Raw genomic sequence first — 24,749 nt, 5'->3', positions numbered from 1 at the left:
ATCATGCCAGCATGGCCTTTCATCAATAGGCTGAAAAAACCCCATAACCGGGTCTTTTTATCCAGTTTAAGCTCACTCCCCGCCCGTCATGCGAGCGTGGAAAGCGCAAATGATAGACAAAAAAAAGAAGTCCAGCTTTTTTTGATAATTTTTATATTACAAATTGAATTAAGCACAGCTTTAAGAAACGTCAATAGCGAAAATATATCCGGGAAAAAATTAACATATACAGCGATTCTGAGCGTCTGGTTTTGCATGAATGATATAAATATGTGAATTCAATAATTAATAGTAATTGAACCTCTACCTGTTATTATTCTGTAAACCCTCTACATTGCATTAAGCCATATAATATTATTCCTGGCACACCCTTACCTGAAGAAAATTAAACGTTATACTTTCGCGCGACATGATTTGACTTCGCGAGAAGGTTAAAGGCATGCCGAATAGAGTGTACACTTTAAGGAAAACGTTAGATGGACTTAAAAAATCATATTTTTGCGGGCCTGGCGTTCGCCGCCGTATCGATGAATAGTTTTGCTGCAGAAATGAATGCTGGCACCATTCACTTCACGGGTGAAATTATTGAACCAAGCTGCACAATTCAGGGTGACAATGGCACGGACAGCACTATTCCACTGGGCACCTATCCCACATCACTGTTTACCGAAGTTGGGAAAGAAACCACGTATATACCGTTCACCATTACGCTGGCGAACTGTCCCTTAAAAAGCGACGGTCTCCCGGCCGTGCAGCTGACCTTCAACGGTCCAACGACGCTGACCAACACCAACACGCTGCTCGACGTCAGTAAAATCACCACCTCTGGCGACACCGCAGCTACCGGGATTGGCGTTGCCGTTAGCCCGGCGGGTAAAGATGATCAACTCATCACCATGGACGGCGCTGAAGGTCAGGTTTATATCGAGCTGGCAACAAAATCGTCGGACACCATTCTGGCTAATTTTAATGCCCGCTATAAATCCTTTGCTACCGCGGTCACCCCCGGTCCGGCAGACGCGGATATGACGGTAAATATCCTTTACCGCTAATAAATATCTTTTTGACATTCAGAGAATTTATATATCTCCAGACATCATGACGTTTAAGGAGTCATGCTCTGATAGTAGTCCGGGTCCAGGTTCGGACTATTATCATTTTTCTCCCTCTCCTTTATTAAGGGTTTCACCATGCGCATTTCCCTCAAGCTCTTATTATGCACTCCAGTTATTGCGAGTTCTCTTTGTCACGCAACAGGCGTTCAGATAGGTCGCACACGCATAATTTACGATGCCGCGAAAAAGGAAGTTGCCCTGCCCTTACAAAATAACGATCGAGAACGTCCCTGGCTTATTCAGTCATGGACGGACACGGGTGATGGTAAAACGCACGGGCCTTTTATTGTTACTCCGCCCCTCTTTCGCCTCGATCCGCAAAAAGAGCAAAGCTTACGCATTACCTGGAACGGCAAAGCCTTACCGGGTAATAAAGAATCGCTGTTCTATCTGAACGTACGAACCGTCCCCGCAACGGCAGCGGATGAGGAAGACAAAAACGTCCTGCGTCTCATCTATAAAACGCGTCTGAAACTGTTCTGGCGCCCGGTCGGGCTGAGCGGCACCCCTTCCGAATCCTGTAAAAATCTGCGCTTTGTTCGTCATGGACAACAGCTCACCGTCATCAACGACGGGGCGTTCCATAGCGTCTTTGATTCACTTGCGCTGGGCGGGCAAAAAGTCGAGAAAGCCGACATGGTTGGCCCTAAATCCAGCGTTGCCATTCCGCTCCCAAAAGGCGCTCAGGGTACGAGCGTCAGCTGGCGCTGCATCACCGATTACGGCAACGCTTCCGAAAAACACACTTCCACCCTGGCGCAGGATTAAAAGACCGCAATGATTACAGGACGTAATTATTTGTCATACGGGCGGATCTCCAGACTGAATCCGCTTCTGCGCTGCCTTGGCGGCGTATTGCTTATGGCCAACTGCTCGGCACATGCCCGTGAGTATCGCTTCTCTCCTTCATCGCTGGAAGGCGATATGTTGTCCCAACAGGATATCGACCTTTCACTCTTTTCTAAGTCGAACGCTCAGCTTCCCGGCACCTGGCCTTCAAAAATTCAGGTGAACGACCGCCGCATGAGGGACGCCACTGTCACCTACGTCAGCTCTCCGGAAGGAGCACTAATACCGCAGCTTACGCCGGGCATGCTGCGCGCCTGGGGGATCGCTATCGATCGTTATCCCGCGTTGCAGACGCTGCCAGCCAGTGACCCCCTCCCCAAAACGCTCGGCAGCTACATTCCCCTGGCGTCCGCGCAGCTTGATTTCTCGACCATGACATTAGCGCTGAGTATTCCTCAGGCCGCGTTAAACGGTACCGGTCGTGATTACATCGATCCCTCGCGCTGGGACGACGGGGTGCCCGTCATGTTCAGCGACTATGCGTTCTCAGGGTCAACAAATAAGGACAACGGGAACAACAGCACCACCAGTCAGTATCTGAATGTGCGCACCGGCGCCAATCTGGGCGGCTGGCGAGTGCGCAACTACTCGACGTGGAGCCATTCGGACAGTGAAAACCAGTGGGAGACCATCAATACCTTCCTTCAGCATGACGTCGATGCCCTTAAGTCACAGTTCACCGCCGGAGAGAGCAACACGCGGGGCGAGGTGTTCGATAGCTTACAGTTCCGCGGCGTCAATCTTGCGTCGGATGAAGAGATGCAGCCCTACAGCCAGCGCGGCTATGCCCCTGTCATACGCGGCATCGCCAGTTCTAACGCGGAAGTCTCGGTGCGTCAGAATGGCTATCTCATCTACCAGCAAAATGTCGCGCCAGGGGCGTTCGAGATCAATGACCTCTATTCCACCACCAACAGCGGCGATCTGGACGTCACGGTGAAAGAGGCCGACGGCACAGAGCACCACTTCACGCAGCCCTACTCCAGCATCGCGGTCATGCTGCGCCCGGGACGAATGAAGTACGAAGTGACGGCGGGCCGTTACCGGTCTGACAGCGGGACCGACCAAAAGGAGCCCGACTTTCTCCAGGGAAGCATGATTTACGGTTTAAACAACCTGCTTACCGCGTTTGGCGGACTGACGCTCTCGCAAGACTATAACGCCGCCAATGCTGGCGTCGGTCTGGCGCTGGGGCAACTGGGCTCGCTGTCGGCTGACGTCACCCTGGCCGATACCCGGCTCGACGATGACAGTCAGCATACGGGCCAGTCATGGCGTCTGCTTTATACCGGCAAACTGGATTCGACCAATACCAGCTTCAGCCTTGGCAGCTACCGATACTCCAGCCGCGGATACTACAGTTTTGCCGATGCCAACCAAAAGCTTGACGGCCACGAAGACGATCTGCTGTTTCGTTACAATAAACGCAACCGCATTCAGGCCAGCGTCAGCCAGACCCTGGCAGGGCTCAGCCTTTATCTTAACGGCTATCTGCAGGATTATTGGGGCACCTCTGACAAAGAGCGCAGCCTGTCGGTTGGTATGAATACCGTTATTGCCGGGACGAGTTACCATCTGGCTTATACCTACAGCAAAACCAACGATGAAAAGTCCGACAGAATGGTCTCTTTCGGGTTCACTATTCCTCTCGCCAGATGGCTGCCCCGCGCCTGGAGCAGCTATAACATCAGTAACACCAAAGACGGCTACACGCGGCAAAACCTTGGCTTCAGCGGCACGCTGCTGGATGACGAGCGCCTGAGCTACTCGCTGCAGCAGAGCCACTCCAACCACGACGGGGAAGATACCAGCAGCGTATACGGCAGCTACCGTTCGCAATACGCCAACCTGACCGCCGGGTATTACGCTTCCAGTGATGACTCTCAGCAGCTTAACTACGGCATTAGCGGCGGTATTGTTGCCCATCCTCAGGGCGTCACGCTGGCGCAACCTTTAGGCAGCCAGTTTGCCATCGTGAGCGCCAACGACGCCTCTGGCGTCCGCTTCCAGAACCAGCGAGGCATACAGACCGACTGGCAGGGTAACGCCGTCATTCCGTCGCTTACCCCGTACCAGGAAAACACTATTCGTATTGATACTTCGAGCCTGCCGGAAAACGTGGACAGCAGCGATACTTCTGTCACCGTCATTCCCTCTCGCAACGCTGCTGTGATGGCTAACTTTGATGCTCACGTGGGTTATCGCTTGCTAATCACCCTGACGCGACCTAACGGTCAACACGTCCCGTTTGGCGCCATTGCTACCAGCGCATCACCTGTATTAAGCGGGATCGTGGATGATACGGGCACCGTGTATCTTGCGGGCATCGGGGAAACCGCGCAGCTCACTGTGAAATGGGGTAACGGCAAGGACCAGCAGTGTCAAACCAGCATTTCACAACAGGCAGAACAGCCAGGCGAAAGCCCTAACGGTATTCGATCCGTTAGCGCACTTTGTCAGCAGGAAAAACCACATGAAAAATAAACTGAAGAGACTCGCCGCTGGGGTTTCAGTAGCGACTGTACTGTGTCTGGTATCTGCCGGCCCGTGTTGGGGGTCCAGCATGGTGCTCAAAAACTGTTTCGGCGCTCCGCAAACATATACCATCTCGTTCATTCACGAGTTTGCCTCCAGCGAGAACATTGCCAATCACGATTACGATATACCCGATCATCTTGTCGGCGCTGGAGCTGAACTGGAGGCCAACTGCAACTGCCCGGCAAATCTGTATTCATCGACTACCCTCTATGAAAAAACATTTGCTGGCAGCCCACTCCCTCCAGGAACAAACGGTTACGGCTATCTGACCGATAAGATCGATGCCGATGTTACGGGCTACGTCGATGCCATCAATTCCCCAGACGGAAACTCTTTGACCCCGGTGCCTGTTAATGAATATCCAACTTCCCGGGGTAATATGAACAGTGTTATGGAAAGCTCGACCGCCAAAACGGAGGGAGACGCCAGCGTCTGCAGTGACGATACCCGCCCCACCGGCTCTGCTGCGACAAAGCGGAAATTCCGCTGGAATGTCGTTGCCGTGATGCTTCACATTAAAAAACCTATCCTTGGGGAAGAGGTGATCCAGCCGACAATCATTGTACAGAACTATGCCTGCCTCTATACGGCAGGAGCAAACTGTGATGCAGGAGAGGCGGAACAGGTCTCAGATATCTGGTTTAGCGGCACACTATCGGCGCCGCTAAGCTGCACCATCAACGCGGGCAGCACCATTGAGGTTGAATTTGGCAGCATTGTCAGCAAGCAATTCGTCAGCAAGGGGCAGCCCCCGAAAGGCTATGCCCTCAAAAATGTCGATATTGCCTACCACTGTGATGATAACGCTGTCGGGAATACGGACCGGATAAAGCTCACGCTTACGGCAGACCAGGGTGTGGCGGATAGCAGTACACCATACATTGCGAAGCTTCTGGAGAGAGACGATCTCGGCGTGCGGGTGTACGATGAAAATAGCCAGAACGTCGCGCTGGATGGCACCTATGAGTTCCCGGTGACGATGGACGAGCAGGGAAACGGCGTGGTCAACATTCAGGCGGTGCCAGTCAGCACCACAAATGCCGCGCCTGAACCGGGCCGCTTTGAGGGTAACGTGACGGTGAAGATGGATCTGCGCTAGCGGAATAACCCTCAGGCTGGAACTGCACCTGAGGGTTATCCGTTCAATCAGAAGCCAAGGCTGTCCAGCAGGTCGTCGACCTGGTCCTGGCTTGCCACGACGCCCGCTTTGGTGGCGTCGAGCTGCGGGCCATTGAGCAGGCTTTCGTTCTCGCGTTTCGGACGGGCAGCCGGTTCCGGGATGTTCTCCAGCAGCACCATCAGCAGCTGACGTTCAATCTCCTGAATCACATCCATCATGCGCTTGATAACCTGACCGGTGAGGTCCTGGAAATCCTGCGCCATCATGATGTCCAGCAGCTGTGCGTTGGTGAAACTGGTGTGGCCCGGCACATCGCCCAGGAACTGGCGGGTATCGGTCACCAGCTCGCGCGCGTCAGCCAGCTCGATAGGGTTTTCAAACCACTCATCCCAGCGCTGGGTCAGCGCTTTCGCACCCTTCTCCATCGCGTCCTGGTGCGGCTGTGACGCTTCAACGCTGTTCAGGGCGCGCTCAGCGGCCTGCGCGGTCATCTGCACAACGTAGTCCAGACGGTCGCGCGCATCAGGAATCGCTTCTGCCGCTTCGGCGATAGCCTGATCCAGTCCCAGTTCACGCAGGCTGTCGCGCAGCATGCGCGTCAGGCTACCAATGCGGGCGATAATGTCGCTCGGTGAATGTTCTTCAGCGGGTTTCATAGCAGGTTGCAACATATCCATCACCTCACATGCCGAGTTTCTCGAAGATCTTGCCGAGCTTCTCTTCCAGGGTTGCCGCAGTGAATGGCTTCACCACGTAGCCGCTTGCGCCCGCCTGGGCTGCTGCAATGATGTTCTCTTTTTTCGCTTCTGCAGTCACCATCAGCACCGGCAGTGACGCCATACCGGCATCCGCACGAATGGTTTTCAACAGTTCCAGACCATCCATGTTCGGCATGTTCCAGTCGGAAATCACAAAACCAAAGCCACCCGCCTGCAGTTTGTTCAGCGCATCAACGCCGTCTTCTGCTTCTTCAACGTTGTTGAAGCCCAGCTCTTTCAGCAGGTTACGCACGATGCGACGCATGGTGGAAAAGTCATCCACAACCAAAAATCTGAGCTCTTTGTCCGCCATAAAACTACACTCCTCTTTAAATACGTATTGCCTGTCCGGCACTGATTTTCGCCAGCATCTGCTGGCTTACCTGGCTAAGATCGACCACTTCGCTCACGCCACCCATATTGATGGCCTCGCGCGGCATGCCGAACACCACACAACTTGCTTCATTCTGCGCAATCGTCCAGGCGCCAGCCTGGTGCATCGCAAGCATTCCGGCGGCACCGTCGTTGCCCATCCCCGTCAGGATCACCCCTACGGCGTTGCGCCCCGCATGTTTCGCCACCGAATGAAACAGCACATCCACCGACGGACGGTGCCGGTTAACCGGCGGTCCGTCATGAATTTTGATTTGATAATTCGCGCCGCTGCGCGACAGCTCCATATGCTTATCGCCCGGCGCGATGTACGCATGTCCCGGCAGGACGCGCTCGCCGTCTTCGGCCTCTTTCACGCTGATCTGACACAGCTTGTTCAGACGTTCGGCGAACGAGCGGGTAAATCCCGGCGGCATATGCTGCGTGATCAGAATACCCGGACTTGAAAGCGGCAATGGCTGGAGTACATGACGAATTGCCTCTGTTCCTCCGGTTGACGCCCCAATCACCAGCAGTTTTTCCGAGCTGAGTAACGGACCGGCCTTCAGTGCCGTCGGTGCCGACATCGGTTTGTGCGCCGCAAGCTTCGCCCGCGACGCGGTGCGGATCTTCTCGGCAATCATCTCGCTGTAGGCCAGCATCCCTTCGCGGATGCCGAGCTGCGGCTTGGTAACAAAGTCCACCGCCCCCAGCTCGAGCGCGCGCAGGGTAATTTCCGAACCCTTCCCGGTCAGGGAGGAGACCATCACCACCGGCATCGGGCGCAGGCGCATTAATTTTTCAAGGAAATCGATGCCATCCATGCGCGGCATTTCGACATCCAGCGTCAGCACGTCGGGGTTATATTTTTTAATTAAATCCCGCGCTACCAGAGGATCGGGGGCGGTCGCCACCATCTCCATATCGCTGTGGCTATTGATGATTTCAGTCATGATCTGGCGCATCAGCGCTGAATCATCGACAGACAATACCCTGATTTTACTCATGCTTTTTCCTTACTCAGCGCATATACCGTTTGCCCACGCAGGCTAAACTCACGCACGAGGTTGCTGAAGTTTTCCGAGTGCCCGGCAAACAGTAAACCGTCAGGCTTGAGCAACGGAACAAAGCGACGCAAAATGTCCTGCTGCGTCGTTTTATCAAAATAGATCATGACGTTACGGCAAAAAATGGCGTCGAACGGACCCGGCACGTTGTACTGCTTGTCCAGCAGGTTAACGGGCGCGAATTCGACGCAGTTCGCCAGCTCCTGGCGTACGCGTACCAGGCCTTCATGCGGGCCGGTGCCGCGCATGAAGTAACGCTGCAGCTGCTGCGGCGACAGCGTTTTTAGTTCATCCTGGCGATAAACGCCATTGCGCGCCTTCTCCAGCACCTCGGTGTCGATATCGCTGGCGTAGACTTTCCAGCGTCCGGGCGCCATGCCCAGCGTGTCAGCCAGGGTGATCGCCAGCGAATACGGCTCTTCCCCCGTCGAGGCGGCCGCACTCCAGACGCGATACTCGCCGCTGCGACGGCGTGAGTGCTCGGCCAGGACCGGGAAGTGGTGGGCTTCACGGAAAAACGCCGTCAGGTTGGTGGTTAGCGAGTTAATAAAAGCCTGCCACTCCGCGCTGTTCTGGTTCGCCTCGAGCATGCTCAGATAGCGGCCAAAATCATCCAGCCCCAGCGTGCGCAAGCGCCGCACCAGACGGTTGTAGACCATGTCGCGCTTATGATCCGCAAGCACGATCCCCGCACGCTGGTAGATTAACTGACATATCCGACGAAAATGCGCGTCGGACAGCGCGAGGCGCTGTGTCATCTGTAACAATAATGACGTTTGCCCTGAGGGCGTGGGTGATGTCATAGCGCCTTCTTAATCACATTCAGGATACAACTGGCACGGCCTGCGACCGCCCGACTTCTGTTACTGCTTCAACGTGCTCTTTGACATTAAACACCGCGACCAGTCCGGTGAGATGGTCGGCCTGGTTTGCCAGCTGATCGGTCGCGGCTGCCGCCTCTTCCACCAGCGACGCGTTCTGCTGCGTGACCTGATCCATCTGGCTGACGGCCTGGGCCACCTGCTCGATCCCACGGCGCTGCTCGTCCGACGCCGAGGCGATTTCACCCATGATGTCGTTAACCCGGGTGACGGAAGTGACAATCTCGGTCATGGTTTTTGCCGCCGTATCGACCAGGGCAGATCCCTGCTGAACACGGGAGACCGACTCTTCTATCAGCCCTTTAATCTCTTTCGCCGCGTTGGCGCTGCGGCTCGCCAGGTTGCGCACTTCACCCGCAACGACCGCAAACCCGCGCCCCTGCTCGCCCGCACGCGCCGCTTCGACGGCGGCGTTGAGCGCCAGAATATTGGTCTGGAACGCGATACCGTCAATCACGCTGATGATGTCGCCAATTTTCTGCGAACTGGCGGCGATATCCTGCATGGTGCTGGCCACGTGAGAGGCCTGGTCGCCCCCTCGCTTCGCCGTCATCGCCGCCTGTTTTGACAGATCCGACGCCTGACGCGCGTTGTCGGCGTTCTGGCTTACCGTCGCGGTCAGCTGTTCCATACTGGCCGCCGTCTGCGCCAGCGAGGCCGCCTGCTGTTCGGTGCGGGATGAGAGATCGTTATTGCCCGCTGCAATCTCTGAGATCCCGGTGTGCATGGCATAGCTGCCCTGCCGCACGTCGCTCACCGTTTCCCGCAGCGATCCCTGCATCGCCTTCAGGCTGGCAAAGATGGCCGAAATTTCGTTCTTCCCGTACACCGCCACCGGACGCGCAAGGTTGCCTTTGGCAATGCTGTCGAAGTGGCTGCTGATAATCGCCAGCGGCTGCACAATCATCCTGCGAGCCCAGAACAGCGCGCCGCCGGTCAGCAACCCCGCCAGAATCACCACCACGGCAAAGATGACGCCCGACATGTGATAGCTGGTACGGCTCGCTTCGCCGGCACGCTGTACAGACTGGTTAATATCCTGCTGCCACGCGTTAAAGCTGCCGTCAAACGCCGCCTGAGACGCCTGCACCGGCGCGGTCATGAAATCCGAAAGCTGGTTGTTTTCAAGCCAGGTCGCCTGGTGGTCCAGATCGCTGTACCACTGTTCAAAATTCTTTTTCATGGCCGCTTTCAGCGCTTTCTCTTTCTCGCTGTCGGTGGCCTGCGCCGTAAAGGCTTTAAACTGTGCGTCAGCCTGCTTCAGGCTGTCGCGCGCGGTCGCCATCAGCGCCTTGATGTCATCCGGCGGATAGCTCAACGCGGTCAGGGTTCCCGCCTTGTTCAGCGCAGTGCTTGCCTGCAGCAGCACGGCACGGGTTTGTGCCAGCGCGGAGCGCTGCTGATTACTCGTCTCGACTTCCTGCAAATTCCGATAACCATCGCGAAACGCCCAAAAAGACAACCCGTTACTGCCAACCTGCAACACACCGCAAAGGATCAGAATCAAAAACAGTGTGGTCGAGATACGAATACGATTTAACATCCACGCTCCCATCAAGCGGCAAGCAGCCGCGGTTTAATTGTCAGTCAAAATGTTTCCCAGTTTTCATCTTGTCCGGTCGTCGCGGTGCGCGTACGGTTTGCAGCCGGCTCAGCGGCTGGCGTGCGATACGTCGCCTGCGGGGTGACCGTGTTTCCAGCGAGTGAAGCGAGACGAAACGCCGAGACGGCCATCTTCAGACGGCTCGCCTGGTCTTCCAGCGCAGCGGCCGCCGCAGCGGATTCCTGCACCAGCGCGGCGTTTTGCTGTGTCACGCGATCCATTTCCGATACCGCCAGGGCAACCTGGTCGATACCACGACTCTGCTCATCAGACGCAGAGGCGATTTCACCCATGATGTCCGTTACGCGGGTAACGGCATTCACGATGTCATTCATGGTCTCCCCTGCGCTTTCTACCAGCACGGAGCCGGTATCCACGCGGGAGACGGAATCTTCAATCAGGGCTTTGATCTCTTTCGCCGCATTGGCGCTGCGGCTGGCGAGGTTACGCACTTCACCGGCCACCACCGCAAAACCGCGTCCCTGTTCGCCCGCACGCGCCGCTTCCACGGCGGCGTTCAGCGCCAGAATGTTGGTCTGGAAGGCAATGCCGTCGATGACGCTGATGATGTCAGCGATTTTCTTCGAGCTGTCGGCGATTTCGTGCATGGTTTTCACCACGCCATCCACCACGCGCCCCCCGCGCTGCGCCGTCTCAGAGGCGCTTTCCGCCAGCTGAGACGCCTGGCGGGCGTTATCGGCGTTCTGCTTCACGGTAGCCGTCAGTTCTTCCATGCTGGCTGCGGTCTCTTCCAGCGCAGACGCCTGCTGTTCCGTACGGGAAGAGAGGTCGTTATTCCCCATCGCAATTTCGCTGGTGCCGGTATAGATCGCCTCGGATCCGTTACGCACGTTGGTGACGGTCTCCACCAGCGAGCGCTGCATATGGTCAACGCTGTTGGCCAGCTCGGTGATCTCATTGCGCCCGGACACGGTCAGCGTTTTGGTCAGATCGCCTGAAGCGATGTCGCGGATATGCGCAATCACCCGGCCCAGCGGGTTGAGAAGGATGTGACGAATGCCGTACCACACGGCTACCAGCACGATGACCAGCGCCAGCGCCAGCACGGCCATCTGCCATTTAGCGAAACGGTAGTCGTTCTGGCTTTCCGTAAATGCAGAGTGGTACAAGTCGCTGCTGGCTTTGGCATACTCACCCAGCGCCGCGCCGAGCGCGTTTTGCATCCCCTGCGTCGGCTGAGCGAAATAGGCATCCATGTTGCCGCTCTCCAGGAACTGGATCAGCTCCGTCAGCCCGGCAAAGTAGGCGTTGTACTTCTCATCAATGTTGGCGCTCGCCTGCTCCATCGCAGGCTGCGGAGCAATCTTTTTGAAGGCGTCGTAATGTTTTGCCGCGTCGGCAAGCGTCGCACGCGCGTTTTTCAACAGATCTGTTTTCGCGCTGCTCTGCTGATTGTTGGGATCCATCATCATGCGTGCGGACGAGCGGCTCAGGTTGATACGCGTTTGCAGCATCAGATCCCACGTCGTGGTCAGTTCACTCTGCTGCAGCCGCAGATCGTTCGAGGCCACGAAGCTGTCCTGGTTCTGTTTTAACGACGAGAAAAAGAGGCTACCGGAAATAAGCTGAAGAAGTGCGAAAATGACCAGCACCATCATGAGCATTGTGACAACGCGGATACGGTTCAACATACAACACCTTCTCATAGATTTATTAACGGTGTTATCGGCACAGGCCACAGGAACTTTACATTTGCGAAAGGGAAAAGCGCGGGGTTAAAACGCCACGTCGACAATCAGCGTATCGGTGTAGGTTCCGGCGGGAGGCGTGGCCTGGCTGGTCAGGACTTTTGCGGTGTAGTTATAGGTACGCAGTAAACCGTCGGTGCTGACCTGCGACGATGTCGCGCTGGTCCAGCGCTCGCTGCCGCTGCTGCCCCAGCGGTTGGTCGTGGCTTCTTTATAAATGTCATAGCTCATGGTGTTGCTGCCGCTGACCATCCGACGGACATTATTGAGAGCGTTGGCACCATTATTAATGCCGATAGTGTAGGTGCTGCCTTTGGTGCAGGTGACAGCAATGGCCTGCGAGACGGTAGGGAAACTTTGTACCAGCGGTGCGCTGTTGAAGTTCACGTCCGGCGTGGTCATGGCGCTGCAGTCGTTGGTGACGGTCATGTTAAGCAGAATAGTGGTCGTTGCGGTTCCCGTCTGATTGATTGTGCAAATGCCGAGCGCGCCCACGGAGCACACGCTGTAGTTAACGCTGAAGGTTAACTGCACCTGATATGGCCCGGCAGTGACGTTTTGTCCGGCGACGGTGCGAAAATAGAGCGGAATGTTGTACTGCTTTGACCCCAGCAGCCCCAGCAAGGTATTCCCACTCCAGGTATACGATTTACTTATCTGTACCTCGCTGCTGCTCGCGCAGCCCGAGAGTCCGCACAGCCGGGTGGGGATCACGTCCGTGATGGCCGCATTATCCGTGCGCTTCATGGTGGCCCGACTGCTGCCCGAAACCGATGCCGCGGTATAGGTCAGCGTCACCGAGTCGTTGGTCAGCAGATTCAGTATGGCATCACAGGACACCACCAGCGTGCCGGTGGTTTCCACCTCCCCGGTTCCGCTGAGCGCGAACGAGGTAACGCTGCCAAACGACGCGTTGACCGTACTGACGGTGCACGCCGCCCAGCCGCCGCTGGAAAACAGCATCAGCATCCACAGCAGCAGGCGCGTCATGGCCCCTCCCGGCACACCAGCGGACCGTAGGTTTGCAGCTTGTGCTCTGGATTGGCTCCCACGGTCAGCGTAGCCTTGCAGCGCTTTCCGTCAGGTGCTATCACCTCAAGCGGGTTCACATCGCTGAGATTTTCCAGCCAGGCGATGCCGTCATACCCCACCACCGCGTTGCTGCGCGAGACGCGTCGGACCTGGCTTCCCACCGGCAGCGCCTGCCCGTGCGCATCATGCAGAATAACGCTGGCCACCCGCTCCTGCTCCATCGGGAAATCGACCAGATAGCCGCTGTGACGGCGGATCGCGATCCGTCGCTCCGTCTCTTTCAGACGCGTATCCGCCGGCAGATTCAGGGTATCAATCCGGTAGCTTGCGGGGTAATACGCCGACACCCCGCTCACCAGCAGATAGCCGTTGTTATTGGTTTTACCGACGGGCTGGTTCTCGTAGCTCACGGGCACGTCCGGGTGGCCGTCGGTGCTGATCACCACAAACGCATCGTTGATTTTGTTCGCCGCAAACAGCTCGCCGTCCATAAGCACAACGGATCCCATCGCCTCGCCCCACCAGGTCATGGTGTCCCTTTCGCCATAGCCGCCGCCCTGCAGTTCAATATTGTTATTGCGCCAGCCCAGCGTCCCCTGCCGATAATCACTGGATCTTGACTGGTTCGCCCAGGCCATATTCCAGCTGAACCCACCGTCAGAAGGCATTGAGTGGTTGTAGTTAATGCGCTGGGTGCTGCCTGCGTCCGGGGTGTTTTCAACGGTGACGGCAGCGCTGTCGCGCTCGCCCAGCGGCACCTGAAGCGACAGCGCGACGGTCCAGTCCCCGCGCTGGCGATCCCGGCTGCCGGCGAGGTATATACTGCTCGCGCCCCACAGGTTGCGGCTCCAGGAGAGATTAAGCAGCTCGGTTTTTTGACCGTCAAAACTCTCCACGCCGATCCACGCCGCGCCGATGTTGCCGTACTGTCCCAGATTGAAGGTGAGAGAATACTGGTCCGTATTGCGGCTGAAGCTGGCGATGGGTTTATCGTTTTCGTCATAGACCGTCGGCTGGTCGTAGAGGGCCAGATTGCCAAAGCCGCGGTCGCGGTGCGTGTGCTGGGTGGCGACGCTAAACTCGCTGGTGCTGTACTGGTAACCCCAGTTGACCTGCCCGCCCTCGTCACCGCGCATGCGGCTTTGCGAGTAGGAGGTATTGACCACGCCAAACTGGCCGAGTTTTATCACCGTCCCTGCGCCGCCCAGCGCCAGCTCCTGCGCCCCTTCCGCATGCCCCTCCAGCGTCAGCCAGTCCGTCATCCCGTAGCGATACGAGCCGCTACCTGCTGCCGAACCGTAGTCAAAATTCTTGATGCCGTAGTTGCGCCGCAGGCTGCCCAGCGTCACGGCACCGTCGCTCAGCCCTTGTTTAAGCAGGTCGCTTGTGACGTAGAACGGGAGCGTGGTGCTGACCTGTCGCCCCAGCGCATCCGTCGTGACCAGCACCGCATCCCCGGCGCCGTTGATATAGGGCAGATTAGTCAGGGTGAAGGGGCCGGGCTGAAGCTGGGTTGAGCCGGAGCGATAGCCGTTGATAAAGAGATCGACCGAGGTGGGTACTGCGGCTTCCCCCGCGAACTCGGGCAGCGGCCACGTCACCAGATCGGGGCGCAGGGAGAAATCCCGCCCGACGCTTACCCCCCCCATCCGCACGCTGGAGCTCCAGCTCAGGGCATCGCTGATCACATCCCCTACGCTCCAGCTCATCGCGTCATCTTCATTCGTGAACAGCAGGGTCGTGTCATAGCGAACATACCCTTCCTGCTGGCCGTCGTTACCGGTGAAGTTTTCCCGGGCGTAGCCGGTGGAGGAAAAGGAGCCGCTCTCGTTGAAGTAGCGGAACTCATGCCAGAGCGACGCCTGACCGCCGATATGTTCCGTGTGGTTGGTGTAGAGATCGTAATTCAGCAGCGCCCCGCGCCCGTAGTGCGGTTTGGCCTGCGCCGCTTGCGCGCTGAACGGCGTCACGCGGGCCGTCACCCAGTCGCGGGGAACGGTCAGCAGCAGGCGCTGCGCGGCGCTGTCGTACTCCACCCGAACCTGATCAAGCGAGGAGATATTCACCTCTCCGGTAGGCACATGCGCCGGAGGAAGCCCCGCGCGCAGCAGGTCGGCGCTGGAGATAAAGAAAGCGCCTTTACGCTGCGTTACCGGCACGACCAGACCGGTATCGTAGTGGTTGAGCACGATGTCAAGCTGGAAGACCGCTTCATCATTTATCGCCTGCGCCTGAGGAGGCGGCGGCAAGCTGTCGTCGCCGGGCTCGGCCAGGGTCGCGGAACTGACGCAAAGCAGTATCATCATCGCAGGCTTCAGTTTACGGGCGTCGACTGCCATTGTGCGTCCCTGGCATTAATCTGCGCGCTCATCCGCTCTGGCTGACGAACGCCGGCGGGTATCGGCCAGCTGCGGGTGCTGCCCGGCAGCACGTAACCCAGTAACCCCTCCGCGACCGTGCGTTTTTGCCCCCCCTGCTCCAGCGCCACCTGGCTCAGCCTGACGTGAACATCCCCCCGGTTTCGTACCTCCAGCGCAGGCTGTCCACCCGCCTGCGTCACCCGCCAGCTCAGGTTTTGGGTCTGCGCCAGCGCGTGATGCGCACCCTCTTTTATCGTCGGAACCCCCTGCCCATACGCAAACAGAGGGATAGAGTAGCGCATCTGCAATTTGAGGCCGATGGTGGGTTCGGCTTTGGTATCAGGCTGGGGGATTTCGTCCACGATGATGCGGTAAGCCTGTTCGACACCTGCGGGAACTGGAGCCTGTTTTATAAGGCGAATAAGCTGCTTGCTGCCGCTGCCAATCGTGACGATGGGCGGGCTGGCGACCACGTCCTGCTGCGCGGTGTAACGCTCGTGTCCGTCCTCCTGCTTCCAGCGCACGATGCGGACCTGCATCGTCGTGGCGCTGTTCCCCTGGTTCTGGATCCACAGCTCCGTGGCGTTGGCGTCCGCAGCCAGCCACGGATCGATCGGCCACAGCAGGATGGTGGCCGCCGCCTGCGCCTGGCCGGTAGCTGCAGCTATGCCCAACGCGCCCGCCAGACAAACGGGCCTGAAAAATGGCTTCATCAACACTCTCCCTTTATTACCATGACAAGGTCACGGTGAGCTGATCGGTATAGGTTCCTGCCGGGCTAAACCCGGTCAGTAGCGCCACGCCGAAAAGCGGCAGCGCGATGTTATTGCTGTTGCTATAGGTCACCGGTATCGCCTGGTTGACGCCAATTTCGCTGTTGGCGGCCAGCGAGCTGCTGCTGTAGAGCCGGTACGGCACCAGTTCTGTTCCACCGGACCGCTTCATCCGACGAACGGATGAATAATTTTGACCGCCGTTAATGCTCATGCTCAGCGCCACGCCCGGCGTACAGGCGATGGACAGCGCCCCGTTTGGCACAAAGCTGGTGCTGACCGGCGCGCTCTCGACGCCGTTATGGCTGCCAAAATCCAGCGTGCCGAAAAGCCCGCCGCTGCCGGTGGCCACCGCGCATCCGGGTACAATCGTGGCGCTGACCTTAAAGGACTGAGACGTCACCGCATCTACCGTCGGCACCATGAGCGATACGACCATCAGCGCGAAAAAAGGGTGCACGCGTCCCTCTGCGCGTTTGCGCAGACTTGTCAACGTTGCCTTCATGGCGGTAGAGGACTAGTAGGTGACGCTGACGTTAATCGTGTCGGTGTAGGTCCCCGGTACGACCGTCACGCTGTTGCCGCCGCCGGTAATACGCCCGTAGAGGGTGTAACTGTCCACCCCTCCGGTCGTAGAGGCGATCGGCAAGGCGGCGTTATTGGCAATAACGGTATTAAACCCGCTGTCGCTGTACAGGCTGTAAGCCACGCCCTGTGCGGTATTGGCGGTGTTAACCAGATAGCGCGCAGGAGTGCCTGGCGTGCCGACAACGGTGCCGGGGGCCGTGGAGTTGGTGTTGCCGACGATCGCCACCGAATAGCTGGCGGTCGTGCACTGAATGGTAAAGGTGTTTCCGCCGCTGGCACCGGAGAGCTGCGTGGTCAGGGTAGAAAACGTGGCGGGATGGGTCCCGAAATCGAGCGTACCGAAGTTAATGCCGCTTTGCGCGGGGGATCCGTTTATCAGACACCCGTTTGTCAGCGTCAGCGTCGCGCCGATGGTGCCGCTGCTGGTCACGGCCAAAGCCTGAGGGGCCACTGTCGCAGCCAGTAACGAGCCTGCGCAGATCAAAAGGCGTTTTCTTTTCATATACCACTCTCCAGAAGACGTCGCCGTTCCCTTGCCACATTTTATTTTTGCTGTTCAAGATGTTAGCCCCGCTTAAGGTTCATCTGAGAGGGGTTATTGAGAATTTAGTTTACGGATATCGCTTCGACCACCTTCCCCTTTACGCATAAGCCATATGTCCTATTGACTCCCTATTTTTATAAATAACAGAGAGTTAAATTCTTTCAGGCGGCGATTTTGTTTTATCAGGAGAGAATATATCCATTAAAGCGTGATCTTAATCACAATATATCGTCGGCGTATTCACAACAAATTTAATAAAACTTAAAAAGGAGTTGTATCCCCCTACGCTTTGCGTCAATTTATGGGCCGAATAATTTCCCGTTTCGTAATAAAAAATTTATATGTATCGACGCGGGCTACATCTGAAGCGCAGAGAGGGTCTTTTTTCGTGGCAAGTGCAAACAAACTCACACTCTTCATCGTGATTTTCATGCTGGCGGGTATTCTTTCAGGGGCAGCAATTCATGAATATGCATCTGCGGATGCCATCAAAGCCTGGTCGGATAATATTACCCTTCTGACCGATATTTTCCTCCGTCTGATCAAAATGGTTATTGCCCCGTTGGTCTTTAGTACGCTCACCGTGGGCATTATGAAGCTGGGCGAAACCTCCACCATTGGCCGCGTTGGCGGTAAAGCGATGGTGTGGTTTATCAGCTCATCCGTGCTCTCCATTCTGGTTGGCCTGTTTATCGTCACGCTGGAGCATCCGGGAAGCGGTCTGAACCTGACGATCCCAACCGAAGCGGTGGATACCGGCCTGGCCGTCAGCGGCATGACGCTAAAAGCCTTCCTGTCGCACACCATTCCGACCAGTATCGCAGGGGCGATGTCGAACAATGAGATCCTGCAGATTGTGGTGTTCTCAATGTTCTTCGGCATTGCTGGCGCATCGCTGGGGCAGAAATTCAACGCGCCGCTGGTGGCCGCGCTGGATGTGGTTTCCCACATCATGCTGAAGGTCACGGGTTACGTGATGTACGTTGCGCCGCTGGCCATTTTCGCGGCGATCTCCTCGGTCATCGCCACCCAGGGTCTGGGCATTCTGCTGAACTACGCCTCCTTCATCGGCGGCTACTATGTGGCGATCCTGCTGACCTGCATGGTGCTGCTGGCGGTGGGTTACATGGTGCTGAAAAAAGAGGTGTTTCGCCTGGTCAGCATGCTGAAAGATCCGGTCCTGGTGGCCTTTACCACCAGCAGCTCTGAAGCCGCCTACCCTAAAACGCTGGAGCAGCTGGAGCGTTTTGGCTGCTCGCGCAGTATTGCCTCTTTCGTCCTGCCGATTGGCTACTCCTTCAACCTGGTGGGCTCGATGGTGTACTGCTCTTTCGCCTCGATGTTTATCGCCCAGGCATACAACATTCACCTGAGCTTCTCGGAAGTGACGGTGCTGATGCTGACGCTGATGCTGGCCTCCAAAGGGATTGCGGGCGTACCGCGCTCGTCGCTGGTGGTACTGGCGGCAACGATCCCAAGCTTCAATATTCCGGTGGCCGGGATTCTGCTGCTGATGGGCATCGACCACTTCCTGGATATGGGCCGTTCGGCGATTAACGTGCTGGGGAATGGTATTGCGACCGCGATGCTGTCGCAGAATGAAGGTGCGCGGGAAGCTGAAGCGGAGCTGGTAAAGCAGGAAGCGTAATGGCATGAAAAAGCCGGGTGGCGGCTTCGCCTTACCCGGCCTACAAATGGCTCGAACACGTAGGCCGGGTAAGCGTCAGCGCCACCCGGCTTTGTTTTTATGCCACGTGACTCGCGGCGATATCCAGCAGCGCCATCTCGTCGCTGTTCAGCAGCTTCTCAATGTTCACCAGAATCAGCATACGCTCGCCGAGCGCGCCCAGACCGGTCAGGTATTCGGTCGACAGCGTGACCGCAAATTCCGGCGCAGGACGGATTTGGTCAGAGGTCAGGGAGAGCACGTCAGAGACGCCATCCACCACGATACCCACCACGCGCTGCCCCAGGTTGAGGACGATCACCACGGTGTTGTCGTTGTAGTCCACGTCGCCCTGGCTGAACTTCACGCGCAGATCGACGATAGGCACAATGACGCCGCGCAGGTTGGTCACGCCTTTGATAAAGGCAGGCGTGTTAGCGATGCGGGTAACCTGATCGTAACCACGAATTTCCTGCACTTTCAGGATATCGATGCCGTACTCCTCATCGCCCAAAGTGAATACCAGGAATTCCTGCCCTGATGGCTCGCCCGCCAGCTTCGTTACATTACTCATACCGGTCATGTTTTTACCTTCTACTTAATCAGGCGGCTGTGTACGCCACACGTTGTTCACGATTTAATCCCTGAAGCGCCGACACGTCGACGATCAGCGCCACGCTGCCATCACCCAGAATGGTCGCAGCAGAAATACCCGGCACTTTGCGGTAGTTGCTTTCGAGGTTCTTCACCACCACCTGGTGCTGACCAATCAGCTGATCGACCAGCAGCGCGTAGCGGCGGCCGGCACTTTGCAGGATCACCACGATGCCCTGCGTGGCTTCGGTTTTGGCGCCGTCCACCTCGAACACTTTCCACAGTTCAACCAGCGGGAGATACTCGCCGCGCACTTCCAGCACGCGTTCGCCGCCCGCCAGCGGATGCAGATCTTCTTCGCGCGGCTGCAGGGATTCCATCACCGCGTTCAGCGGCAGAATGAAGACTTCGTCCGCCACTTTGACTGACATGCCGTCGAGGATCGCCAGCGTCAGCGGCAGCAGGATGCGGATGGTGGTGCCAGAGCCCTGTTTAGACTGGATCTCAACGTGGCCGCCCATCTCCTGGATGTTACGTTTCACCACGTCCATGCCCACGCCGCGTCCGGACACGTCGGTCACCTGCTCGGCGGTTGAGAAGCCCGGGGCGAAGATCAGCATGCCCACTTCTTCGTCGGTCATGTTTTCGTTAACCGCCATGCCCTGCGAAATCGCCTTCGCGAGAATGCGCTCGCGGTTCAGGCCCGCGCCATCATCGGTCACTTCGATGCAGATGTTCCCGCCCTGATGTTCCGCGGAAAGAATCAGGTTTCCGACAGGGGATTTCCCCGCCGCCACGCGGTTTTCCGGCAGCTCAATGCCGTGGTCGAGGCTGTTACGCACCAGGTGCGTTAACGGGTCAATGATGCGTTCAATCAGGCTTTTGTCCAGCTCGGTGGAGCTGCCCATCAGCGTCAGTTCAATCTGCTTATTGAGCTTGCTGGCCAGGTCGCGCACCAGGCGCGGGAAGCGGCTGAAGACGTATTCCATCGGCATCATACGGATGGACATGACCGATTCCTGCAGATCGCGGGCGTTACGTTGTAACTGACCCATGCTGGTGATGAGATCGCCGTGGGTTACCGGGTCCAGTTCGTTAGAACGCTGAGCCAGCATCGACTGGGTGATCACCAGTTCACCGACGAGGTTAATCAGCTGATCAACCTTCTCAACCGCCACGCGAATGCTGGTGGACTCGCTGGAGCGCGCGGCCGGTTTTTCACCGCGGGCAGGTGCAGCCGTATCTTTCGGCACGGCTTTTAATGCAGGCGTGGCCGGTACGACGGCAGGCGCAGCCGCTTGTGCGACCTCTTCCACTGCGACAGGGACATCGACTGCCGCGGCTTCAGTTTCAAAAGCAATTTGGTCGGCTTCGATAACAAAGCACAGCACCGCCACGATATCGTCCTGACTGATACCGTCATCGAGCGTCGCGGCAAGGCTGTCTTTGCCTTTCACCACGTTGCTCAATGTCGCCAGGTTGCCCAGCTCTTCTTCGAGAAGGTTGACTTCGCTCTCTTTAAGACGTGACAACACCACGCGCAGTTTCGCCGGGCGGTCGGCAACGGGCGCAGCGTCCTGTGCGGCAATGGCATCAACAACGCTCAGCTTCGCCGCCGGTACGGCAGCGACCACGTCACCCTTCGCTTCCAGCGCCAGCTGGCGCAGCGCGTTGCAGATGTATTCAAAGCTGGCGGCATCAGGCTCTGCCGAACTTTTATAGGCGTCGAGCTGTTCCTGCATAATATCTTTGGTTTCCAAAAACAGGTTGATAATGTCGGTATTGAGCTGCATCTCACCGCGTCGTGCTTCATCCAGCAGGTTTTCCATTAAATGGGTCGTTTCCTGCAAAATGGTAAATCCAAAGGTCCCTGCACCACCTTTAATAGAATGCGCTGCACGGAAAATGGCATTGAGCTGCTCTGAATCCGGTGCTTCAGGCACCAGGTCCAGCAGGTGTTGCTCCATATCGGCCAACAGTTCATCGGCTTCATCAAAAAATGTCTGGTAAAAATCGCTAATATCCATGCTCACGCTATCACCTCGGATTGGCTGGTGGCGATGTTGGAACGGCAGCCGAAGGAACGGCCCCAGGCTGTTTTAAATCGTCCAGTGACTCATTCTGACTTTCGGCGTTTTCATGCAGGATGGCCTGCTCCGCCTGCTGGTTCAGCACTAAAAGACTGATACGACGGTTGATGGCGTCGTCCGGCCCGCGGTCGGTGACGCGCATGGTTGCTGCCATGCCGACCACGCGCAGAACCTTGCCATCATCAAGCCCACCCGCCACCAGCTCGCGACGCGAGGCGTTGGCACGATCGGCAGAAAGCTCCCAGTTGCTGTATCCCTTCTCCCCGCTGGCGTACGGGAAATCATCCGTGTGGCCTGACAGGCTGATTCGGTTAGGAATGCCGTTCAGCACCGGGGCAATGGCGCGCAGAATATCGCGCATGTACGGTTCAACTTCCGCACTCCCGGTTTTAAACATCGGGCGGTTCTGGCTGTCGATAATCTGGATACGCAGGCCTTCCTGCACCAGATCGATCTTCAGGTGCGGGCGCAGCGCGCGCAGTTTCGGGTCCGCTTCAATCAGCTGATCGAGATCGCCGCGCAGTTTCTTCAGGCGCGCCTGCTCCATTCGTCTTTTCAGATCGTCGATGTTTGGCTCTTTTTTCACTTCACCCTTCTGCTGGGTGTAATCGTCGCCACCGCCAGGAATGGGGCTCTCGCTGTTCGAAATGCGCGGCCCACCTGTCACCGCCGTTGCCAGCGGCGTTCTGAAATATTCCGCAATCTGGATCAACTCTTTCGGGCTGGAGATGGAGATCAGCCACATCACCAGAAAGAACGCCATCATGGCAGTCATAAAGTCGGCGTAAGCAATTTTCCACGAGCCGTGGGAACCGTGCCCGTGCCCCTTATGCTTGCGCTTTTTTACGATGACGATCGGATGGGACTGGTTTTTCATGCGTCCTCAGTTGTCGTCTGTTGGTTTGGGTTTTTCACCGCACGCACGTGTTCTTCAAGCTCGATAAACGACGGACGCTCGCTGGAGTACAGCGTTTTACGGCCAAATTCGACGGCGATCGGTGGTGCGTAACCGTTGAGGTTGGAGAGCAGCGTGATCTTCACGCACTGCATCATTTTGGTGGTTTCCGCGCTCTTTTGACGCAGAACGCTCGCCAGCGGGGAGATAAAACCGTACGCCAGCAAGATACCGAGGAAAGTCCCCACCATCGCGTGGGCAATCAGCGCACCTAACTCTGCCGCCGGACGATCCGCCGAGGCCAGCGCGTGAACCACCCCCATCACCGCCGCAACGATACCAAACGCCGGAAGCGAGTCGCCCACCAGCGCCAGGCTGTTGGCCGGCACTTCAGATTCGCTTTCGTGGGTTTCGATCTCTTCGTCCATCAGCGCTTCGATTTCGAAGGTGTTCATGTTGCCGCTGATGATGAGGCGCAGGTAATCGACGATAAAATCCAGCATCATCGCGTCAGCCAGGATGCGCGGATAGCTGGCAAAGATTTCGCTCTCTTTCGGGTTTTCGATGTCACGCTCCAGCGAGAACATGCCCTGCTGACGCGACTTCGCCATCAGGCGATAGAGCAGCGCCAGCAGATCCATGTACATGCTTTTGGTGTATTTCGAGCGACGGAACAGCAGCGGAATCGCTTTCAGCGTGCCCTTGATCGATTTACCGTTGTTACCAACGATAAAAGCCCCTACCCCTGCACCGCCGATGATAATAAGTTCAGCCGGTTGATAGAGTGCTCCAAGGTGCCCGCCGGTCATCATGTAACCGCCGAAAACTGTACCGAGAACTACCAGGTAACCTAATAAGATAAGCACGACATCATCCTTCCGCTAGTGACTAAGGCAGGACGTTCATTTCGACAGCGTTACCGGAATGTAGGGTAAAAAAAAGCAGCGGTAATGGCTTACCGCTGCTGGAATCTTGCCCACACGTTCGGGTTAAACAGCTTGTTCGATCTGTTCATCCAGCAGTTGTGGAATAATATCGGCAGCATCCCGGGAAAGTTTACGTCTTTTTACGGCGCGGGATGGAGGCTGGCATAAACTACAGGCGAAGCTGCCAGCAGGCTGATGAGCATGGGTAATAAAATTGCCGTCGCAGCAGTTGCAGCGAGACAGTTCAAGCATTCCGCTTTCAACAAAACGCACCAGCGTCCATGCGCGGGTCAGCGCCAGCAGGGGTCCATCTTCCTGCTGAGGGCATTGTTCAAGGTAAAGTTTATAGGCTTTGATCACGGCATCGACGCCGCTACACAAACCGGTTTTCAGAAGGTACTGCCAGGCGTTACAGAACATCGATGCATGGATATTCTGCTCCCAGGTCATAAACCAGTCCGTTGAGAACGGCAGCATTCCTTTAGGCGGTGGACTACCGCGTAATTCTTTATACAGTTTGATGAGACGACCACGGCTCAGCTGAGTCTCGCTTTCCAGCATTTGTAAACGAGCACCCAGCGTAATCAGCTCCATTGCCAGCTGTATATCACGCGCTTCCTGAACAATGCTTTTCTCGCTCATTTTTATGCCCTTTTCTTACGGGCAACGTCATCAGGCTGGCTGATTTCGCTGAGCAATCGTGTGGAGAGAAGAATACCGGTATGGACCTGTTGAAGATCGTCAACGCGGGATTCCTGGGTCAAACGCGTGATTGTCTGCGGATTATCAAAGCGGAACTGGCAAACGAGTTGATTCGTTTCTGCCAGCTTGACCATTTGCGGGAGTGTTAATCCCCCCAACATAGTTGCCATCTCTTCGTTAATACCCAGACGAAACATCGCGGACGCTTTGTCCTGACTAATCAAACGCTGCGCGAGCAGTAAATATGACAAATTGATGTCATAGATATGTTTTAGCAACTCGGATGTATGCATTGTTCCCATCCCGAATAACCAACTATTATTTTTATGCGGAAAGACCGCACCCCGTGATGTCGCCGGGAAATCACCCGGTATAAAAAAGAAAAGGCTAAATGCATAGTTGAATTTAGGTTTGTATTCAGCAAAACGTACAACAGCTGAAACGCAGCTGCGCCTCATATCGTTTTATCATTTCTTACAAATAACTAAGATTTTTCCTAATTCGACGCAAACTCTACTCGTCAGTTTTGACACATACAATGCAGCCATCCTCAAATTTAAAAAAAAT

At 56.5% G+C, this 24,749-nt stretch carries 22 protein-coding genes; 5 read left to right on the top strand and 17 right to left on the bottom strand.

Features of this window, described 5'->3' with window-relative positions; translation table 11 throughout:
• The first annotated feature begins 476 nt into the window (after window positions 1-476).
• The 4 genes from KK102_RS11495 to KK102_RS11480 all read left to right on the top strand — a co-directional run bounded on the left by KK102_RS11495 (window position 477) and on the right by KK102_RS11480 (window position 5,601).
• Window positions 477-1,052 (top strand): fimbrial protein, encoded by a 576-nt coding sequence (locus KK102_RS11495; RefSeq protein WP_126545451.1) that lies wholly within the window; start codon window positions 477-479, stop codon window positions 1,050-1,052.
• 138 nt (window positions 1,053-1,190) lie between these two features.
• Window positions 1,191-1,883: a fimbrial biogenesis chaperone gene (locus tag KK102_RS11490; protein WP_216357625.1), complete on the top strand. Its 693-nt coding sequence runs from the start codon at window positions 1,191-1,193 to the stop codon at window positions 1,881-1,883.
• Window positions 1,884-1,892: 9 nt separating this feature from the next.
• Window positions 1,893-4,448, top strand: a complete 2,556-nt coding sequence (locus KK102_RS11485; protein WP_216357624.1) for a fimbria/pilus outer membrane usher protein — start codon at window positions 1,893-1,895, stop codon at window positions 4,446-4,448.
• Window positions 4,438-5,601: a fimbrial protein gene (locus tag KK102_RS11480; protein ID WP_216357623.1), complete on the top strand. Its 1,164-nt coding sequence runs from the start codon at window positions 4,438-4,440 to the stop codon at window positions 5,599-5,601. Before KK102_RS11485 ends, KK102_RS11480 begins: the two co-directional genes overlap by 11 nt.
• A 47-nt stretch (window positions 5,602-5,648) precedes the next feature.
• On the opposite strand, the gene cheZ is transcribed toward KK102_RS11480, so the two are convergent.
• From cheZ to KK102_RS11425, 11 genes are all read right to left on the bottom strand, one after another.
• On the bottom strand, window positions 5,649-6,293 hold the full coding sequence (cheZ, locus tag KK102_RS11475) for a protein phosphatase CheZ (protein ID WP_216357622.1): 645 nt from the start codon (window positions 6,291-6,293) through the stop codon (window positions 5,649-5,651).
• A 10-nt stretch (window positions 6,294-6,303) separates the two neighbouring features.
• Window positions 6,304-6,693, bottom strand: a complete 390-nt coding sequence (gene cheY, locus KK102_RS11470) for a chemotaxis response regulator CheY (RefSeq protein WP_010432528.1) — start codon at window positions 6,691-6,693, stop codon at window positions 6,304-6,306.
• A gap of 16 nt (window positions 6,694-6,709) precedes the next feature.
• Entirely contained in the window at window positions 6,710-7,759 is a 1,050-nt protein-coding gene (locus KK102_RS11465; RefSeq protein WP_126545455.1) for a protein-glutamate methylesterase/protein-glutamine glutaminase, read from the bottom strand.
• Window positions 7,756-8,622 (bottom strand): protein-glutamate O-methyltransferase CheR, encoded by an 867-nt coding sequence (gene cheR, locus KK102_RS11460; protein ID WP_216357621.1) that lies wholly within the window; start codon window positions 8,620-8,622, stop codon window positions 7,756-7,758. Before cheR ends, KK102_RS11465 begins: the two co-directional genes overlap by 4 nt.
• A 19-nt stretch (window positions 8,623-8,641) precedes the next feature.
• Window positions 8,642-10,243, bottom strand: a complete 1,602-nt coding sequence (gene tap / locus KK102_RS11455; protein ID WP_126545456.1) for a methyl-accepting chemotaxis protein IV — start codon at window positions 10,241-10,243, stop codon at window positions 8,642-8,644.
• 44 nt (window positions 10,244-10,287) lie between these two features.
• Complete coding sequence (gene tar, locus KK102_RS11450; protein ID WP_216357620.1) at window positions 10,288-11,955, bottom strand: methyl-accepting chemotaxis protein II; 1,668 nt, start codon at window positions 11,953-11,955, stop codon at window positions 10,288-10,290.
• A gap of 84 nt (window positions 11,956-12,039) precedes the next feature.
• Window positions 12,040-13,002, bottom strand: coding sequence for a Csu type fimbrial protein (locus KK102_RS11445; RefSeq protein WP_216357619.1), 963 nt, complete (start codon window positions 13,000-13,002; stop codon window positions 12,040-12,042).
• Complete coding sequence (locus KK102_RS11440) at window positions 12,999-15,383, bottom strand: fimbria/pilus outer membrane usher protein (protein WP_216357618.1); 2,385 nt, start codon at window positions 15,381-15,383, stop codon at window positions 12,999-13,001. Before KK102_RS11440 ends, KK102_RS11445 begins: the two co-directional genes overlap by 4 nt.
• Entirely contained in the window at window positions 15,359-16,117 is a 759-nt protein-coding gene (locus KK102_RS11435) for a fimbrial biogenesis chaperone (RefSeq protein WP_126545460.1), read from the bottom strand. Before KK102_RS11435 ends, KK102_RS11440 begins: the two co-directional genes overlap by 25 nt.
• Before the next feature lie 16 nt (window positions 16,118-16,133).
• Entirely contained in the window at window positions 16,134-16,616 is a 483-nt protein-coding gene (locus KK102_RS11430; RefSeq protein WP_476728941.1) for a Csu type fimbrial protein, read from the bottom strand.
• 78 nt (window positions 16,617-16,694) lie between these two features.
• A complete protein-coding gene (locus tag KK102_RS11425; RefSeq protein ID WP_216357617.1) occupies window positions 16,695-17,267 on the bottom strand; it encodes a Csu type fimbrial protein in 573 nt (190 codons plus the stop codon).
• A 430-nt stretch (window positions 17,268-17,697) separates the two neighbouring features.
• On the opposite strand from KK102_RS11425, the gene KK102_RS11420 reads away from it, so the two are divergent.
• Entirely contained in the window at window positions 17,698-18,957 is a 1,260-nt protein-coding gene (locus KK102_RS11420) for a dicarboxylate/amino acid:cation symporter (protein WP_126545463.1), read from the top strand.
• Between the two features lie 97 nt (window positions 18,958-19,054).
• Here the strand turns inward: KK102_RS11420 and cheW are convergent, their stop codons facing one another.
• The 6 genes from cheW to flhD all read right to left on the bottom strand — a co-directional run bounded on the left by cheW (window position 19,055) and on the right by flhD (window position 24,475).
• A complete protein-coding gene (cheW, locus tag KK102_RS11415; RefSeq protein ID WP_008500420.1) occupies window positions 19,055-19,558 on the bottom strand; it encodes a chemotaxis protein CheW in 504 nt (167 codons plus the stop codon).
• Between the two features lie 19 nt (window positions 19,559-19,577).
• Entirely contained in the window at window positions 19,578-21,602 is a 2,025-nt protein-coding gene (gene cheA / locus KK102_RS11410; protein ID WP_126545464.1) for a chemotaxis protein CheA, read from the bottom strand.
• A gap of 4 nt (window positions 21,603-21,606) precedes the next feature.
• Complete coding sequence (gene motB, locus KK102_RS11405; protein ID WP_126545465.1) at window positions 21,607-22,536, bottom strand: flagellar motor protein MotB; 930 nt, start codon at window positions 22,534-22,536, stop codon at window positions 21,607-21,609.
• Window positions 22,533-23,420: a flagellar motor stator protein MotA gene (gene motA, locus KK102_RS11400; protein WP_008500417.1), complete on the bottom strand. Its 888-nt coding sequence runs from the start codon at window positions 23,418-23,420 to the stop codon at window positions 22,533-22,535. The genes motB and motA overlap by 4 nt, the downstream gene beginning before the upstream one ends.
• A 123-nt stretch (window positions 23,421-23,543) precedes the next feature.
• A complete protein-coding gene (gene flhC, locus KK102_RS11395) occupies window positions 23,544-24,128 on the bottom strand; it encodes a flagellar transcriptional regulator FlhC (RefSeq protein WP_172411157.1) in 585 nt (194 codons plus the stop codon).
• Window positions 24,125-24,475 carry a flagellar transcriptional regulator FlhD gene (gene flhD / locus KK102_RS11390; RefSeq protein WP_010432485.1) on the bottom strand — a complete coding sequence of 117 codons (351 nt, stop codon included), beginning with the start codon at window positions 24,473-24,475 and terminating at the stop codon, window positions 24,125-24,127. The genes flhC and flhD overlap by 4 nt, the downstream gene beginning before the upstream one ends.
• Between the last annotated feature and the right edge of the window lie 274 nt (window positions 24,476-24,749).

Origin of the sequence: Enterobacter quasimori (genome assembly GCF_018597345.1) — a bacterium.
In the GTDB taxonomy this organism is placed as follows: domain Bacteria; phylum Pseudomonadota; class Gammaproteobacteria; order Enterobacterales; family Enterobacteriaceae; genus Enterobacter; species Enterobacter mori.
The sequence above is the reverse complement of the archived record's forward strand: the minus strand, read 5'-3'. Positions and strand labels throughout refer to the sequence as shown.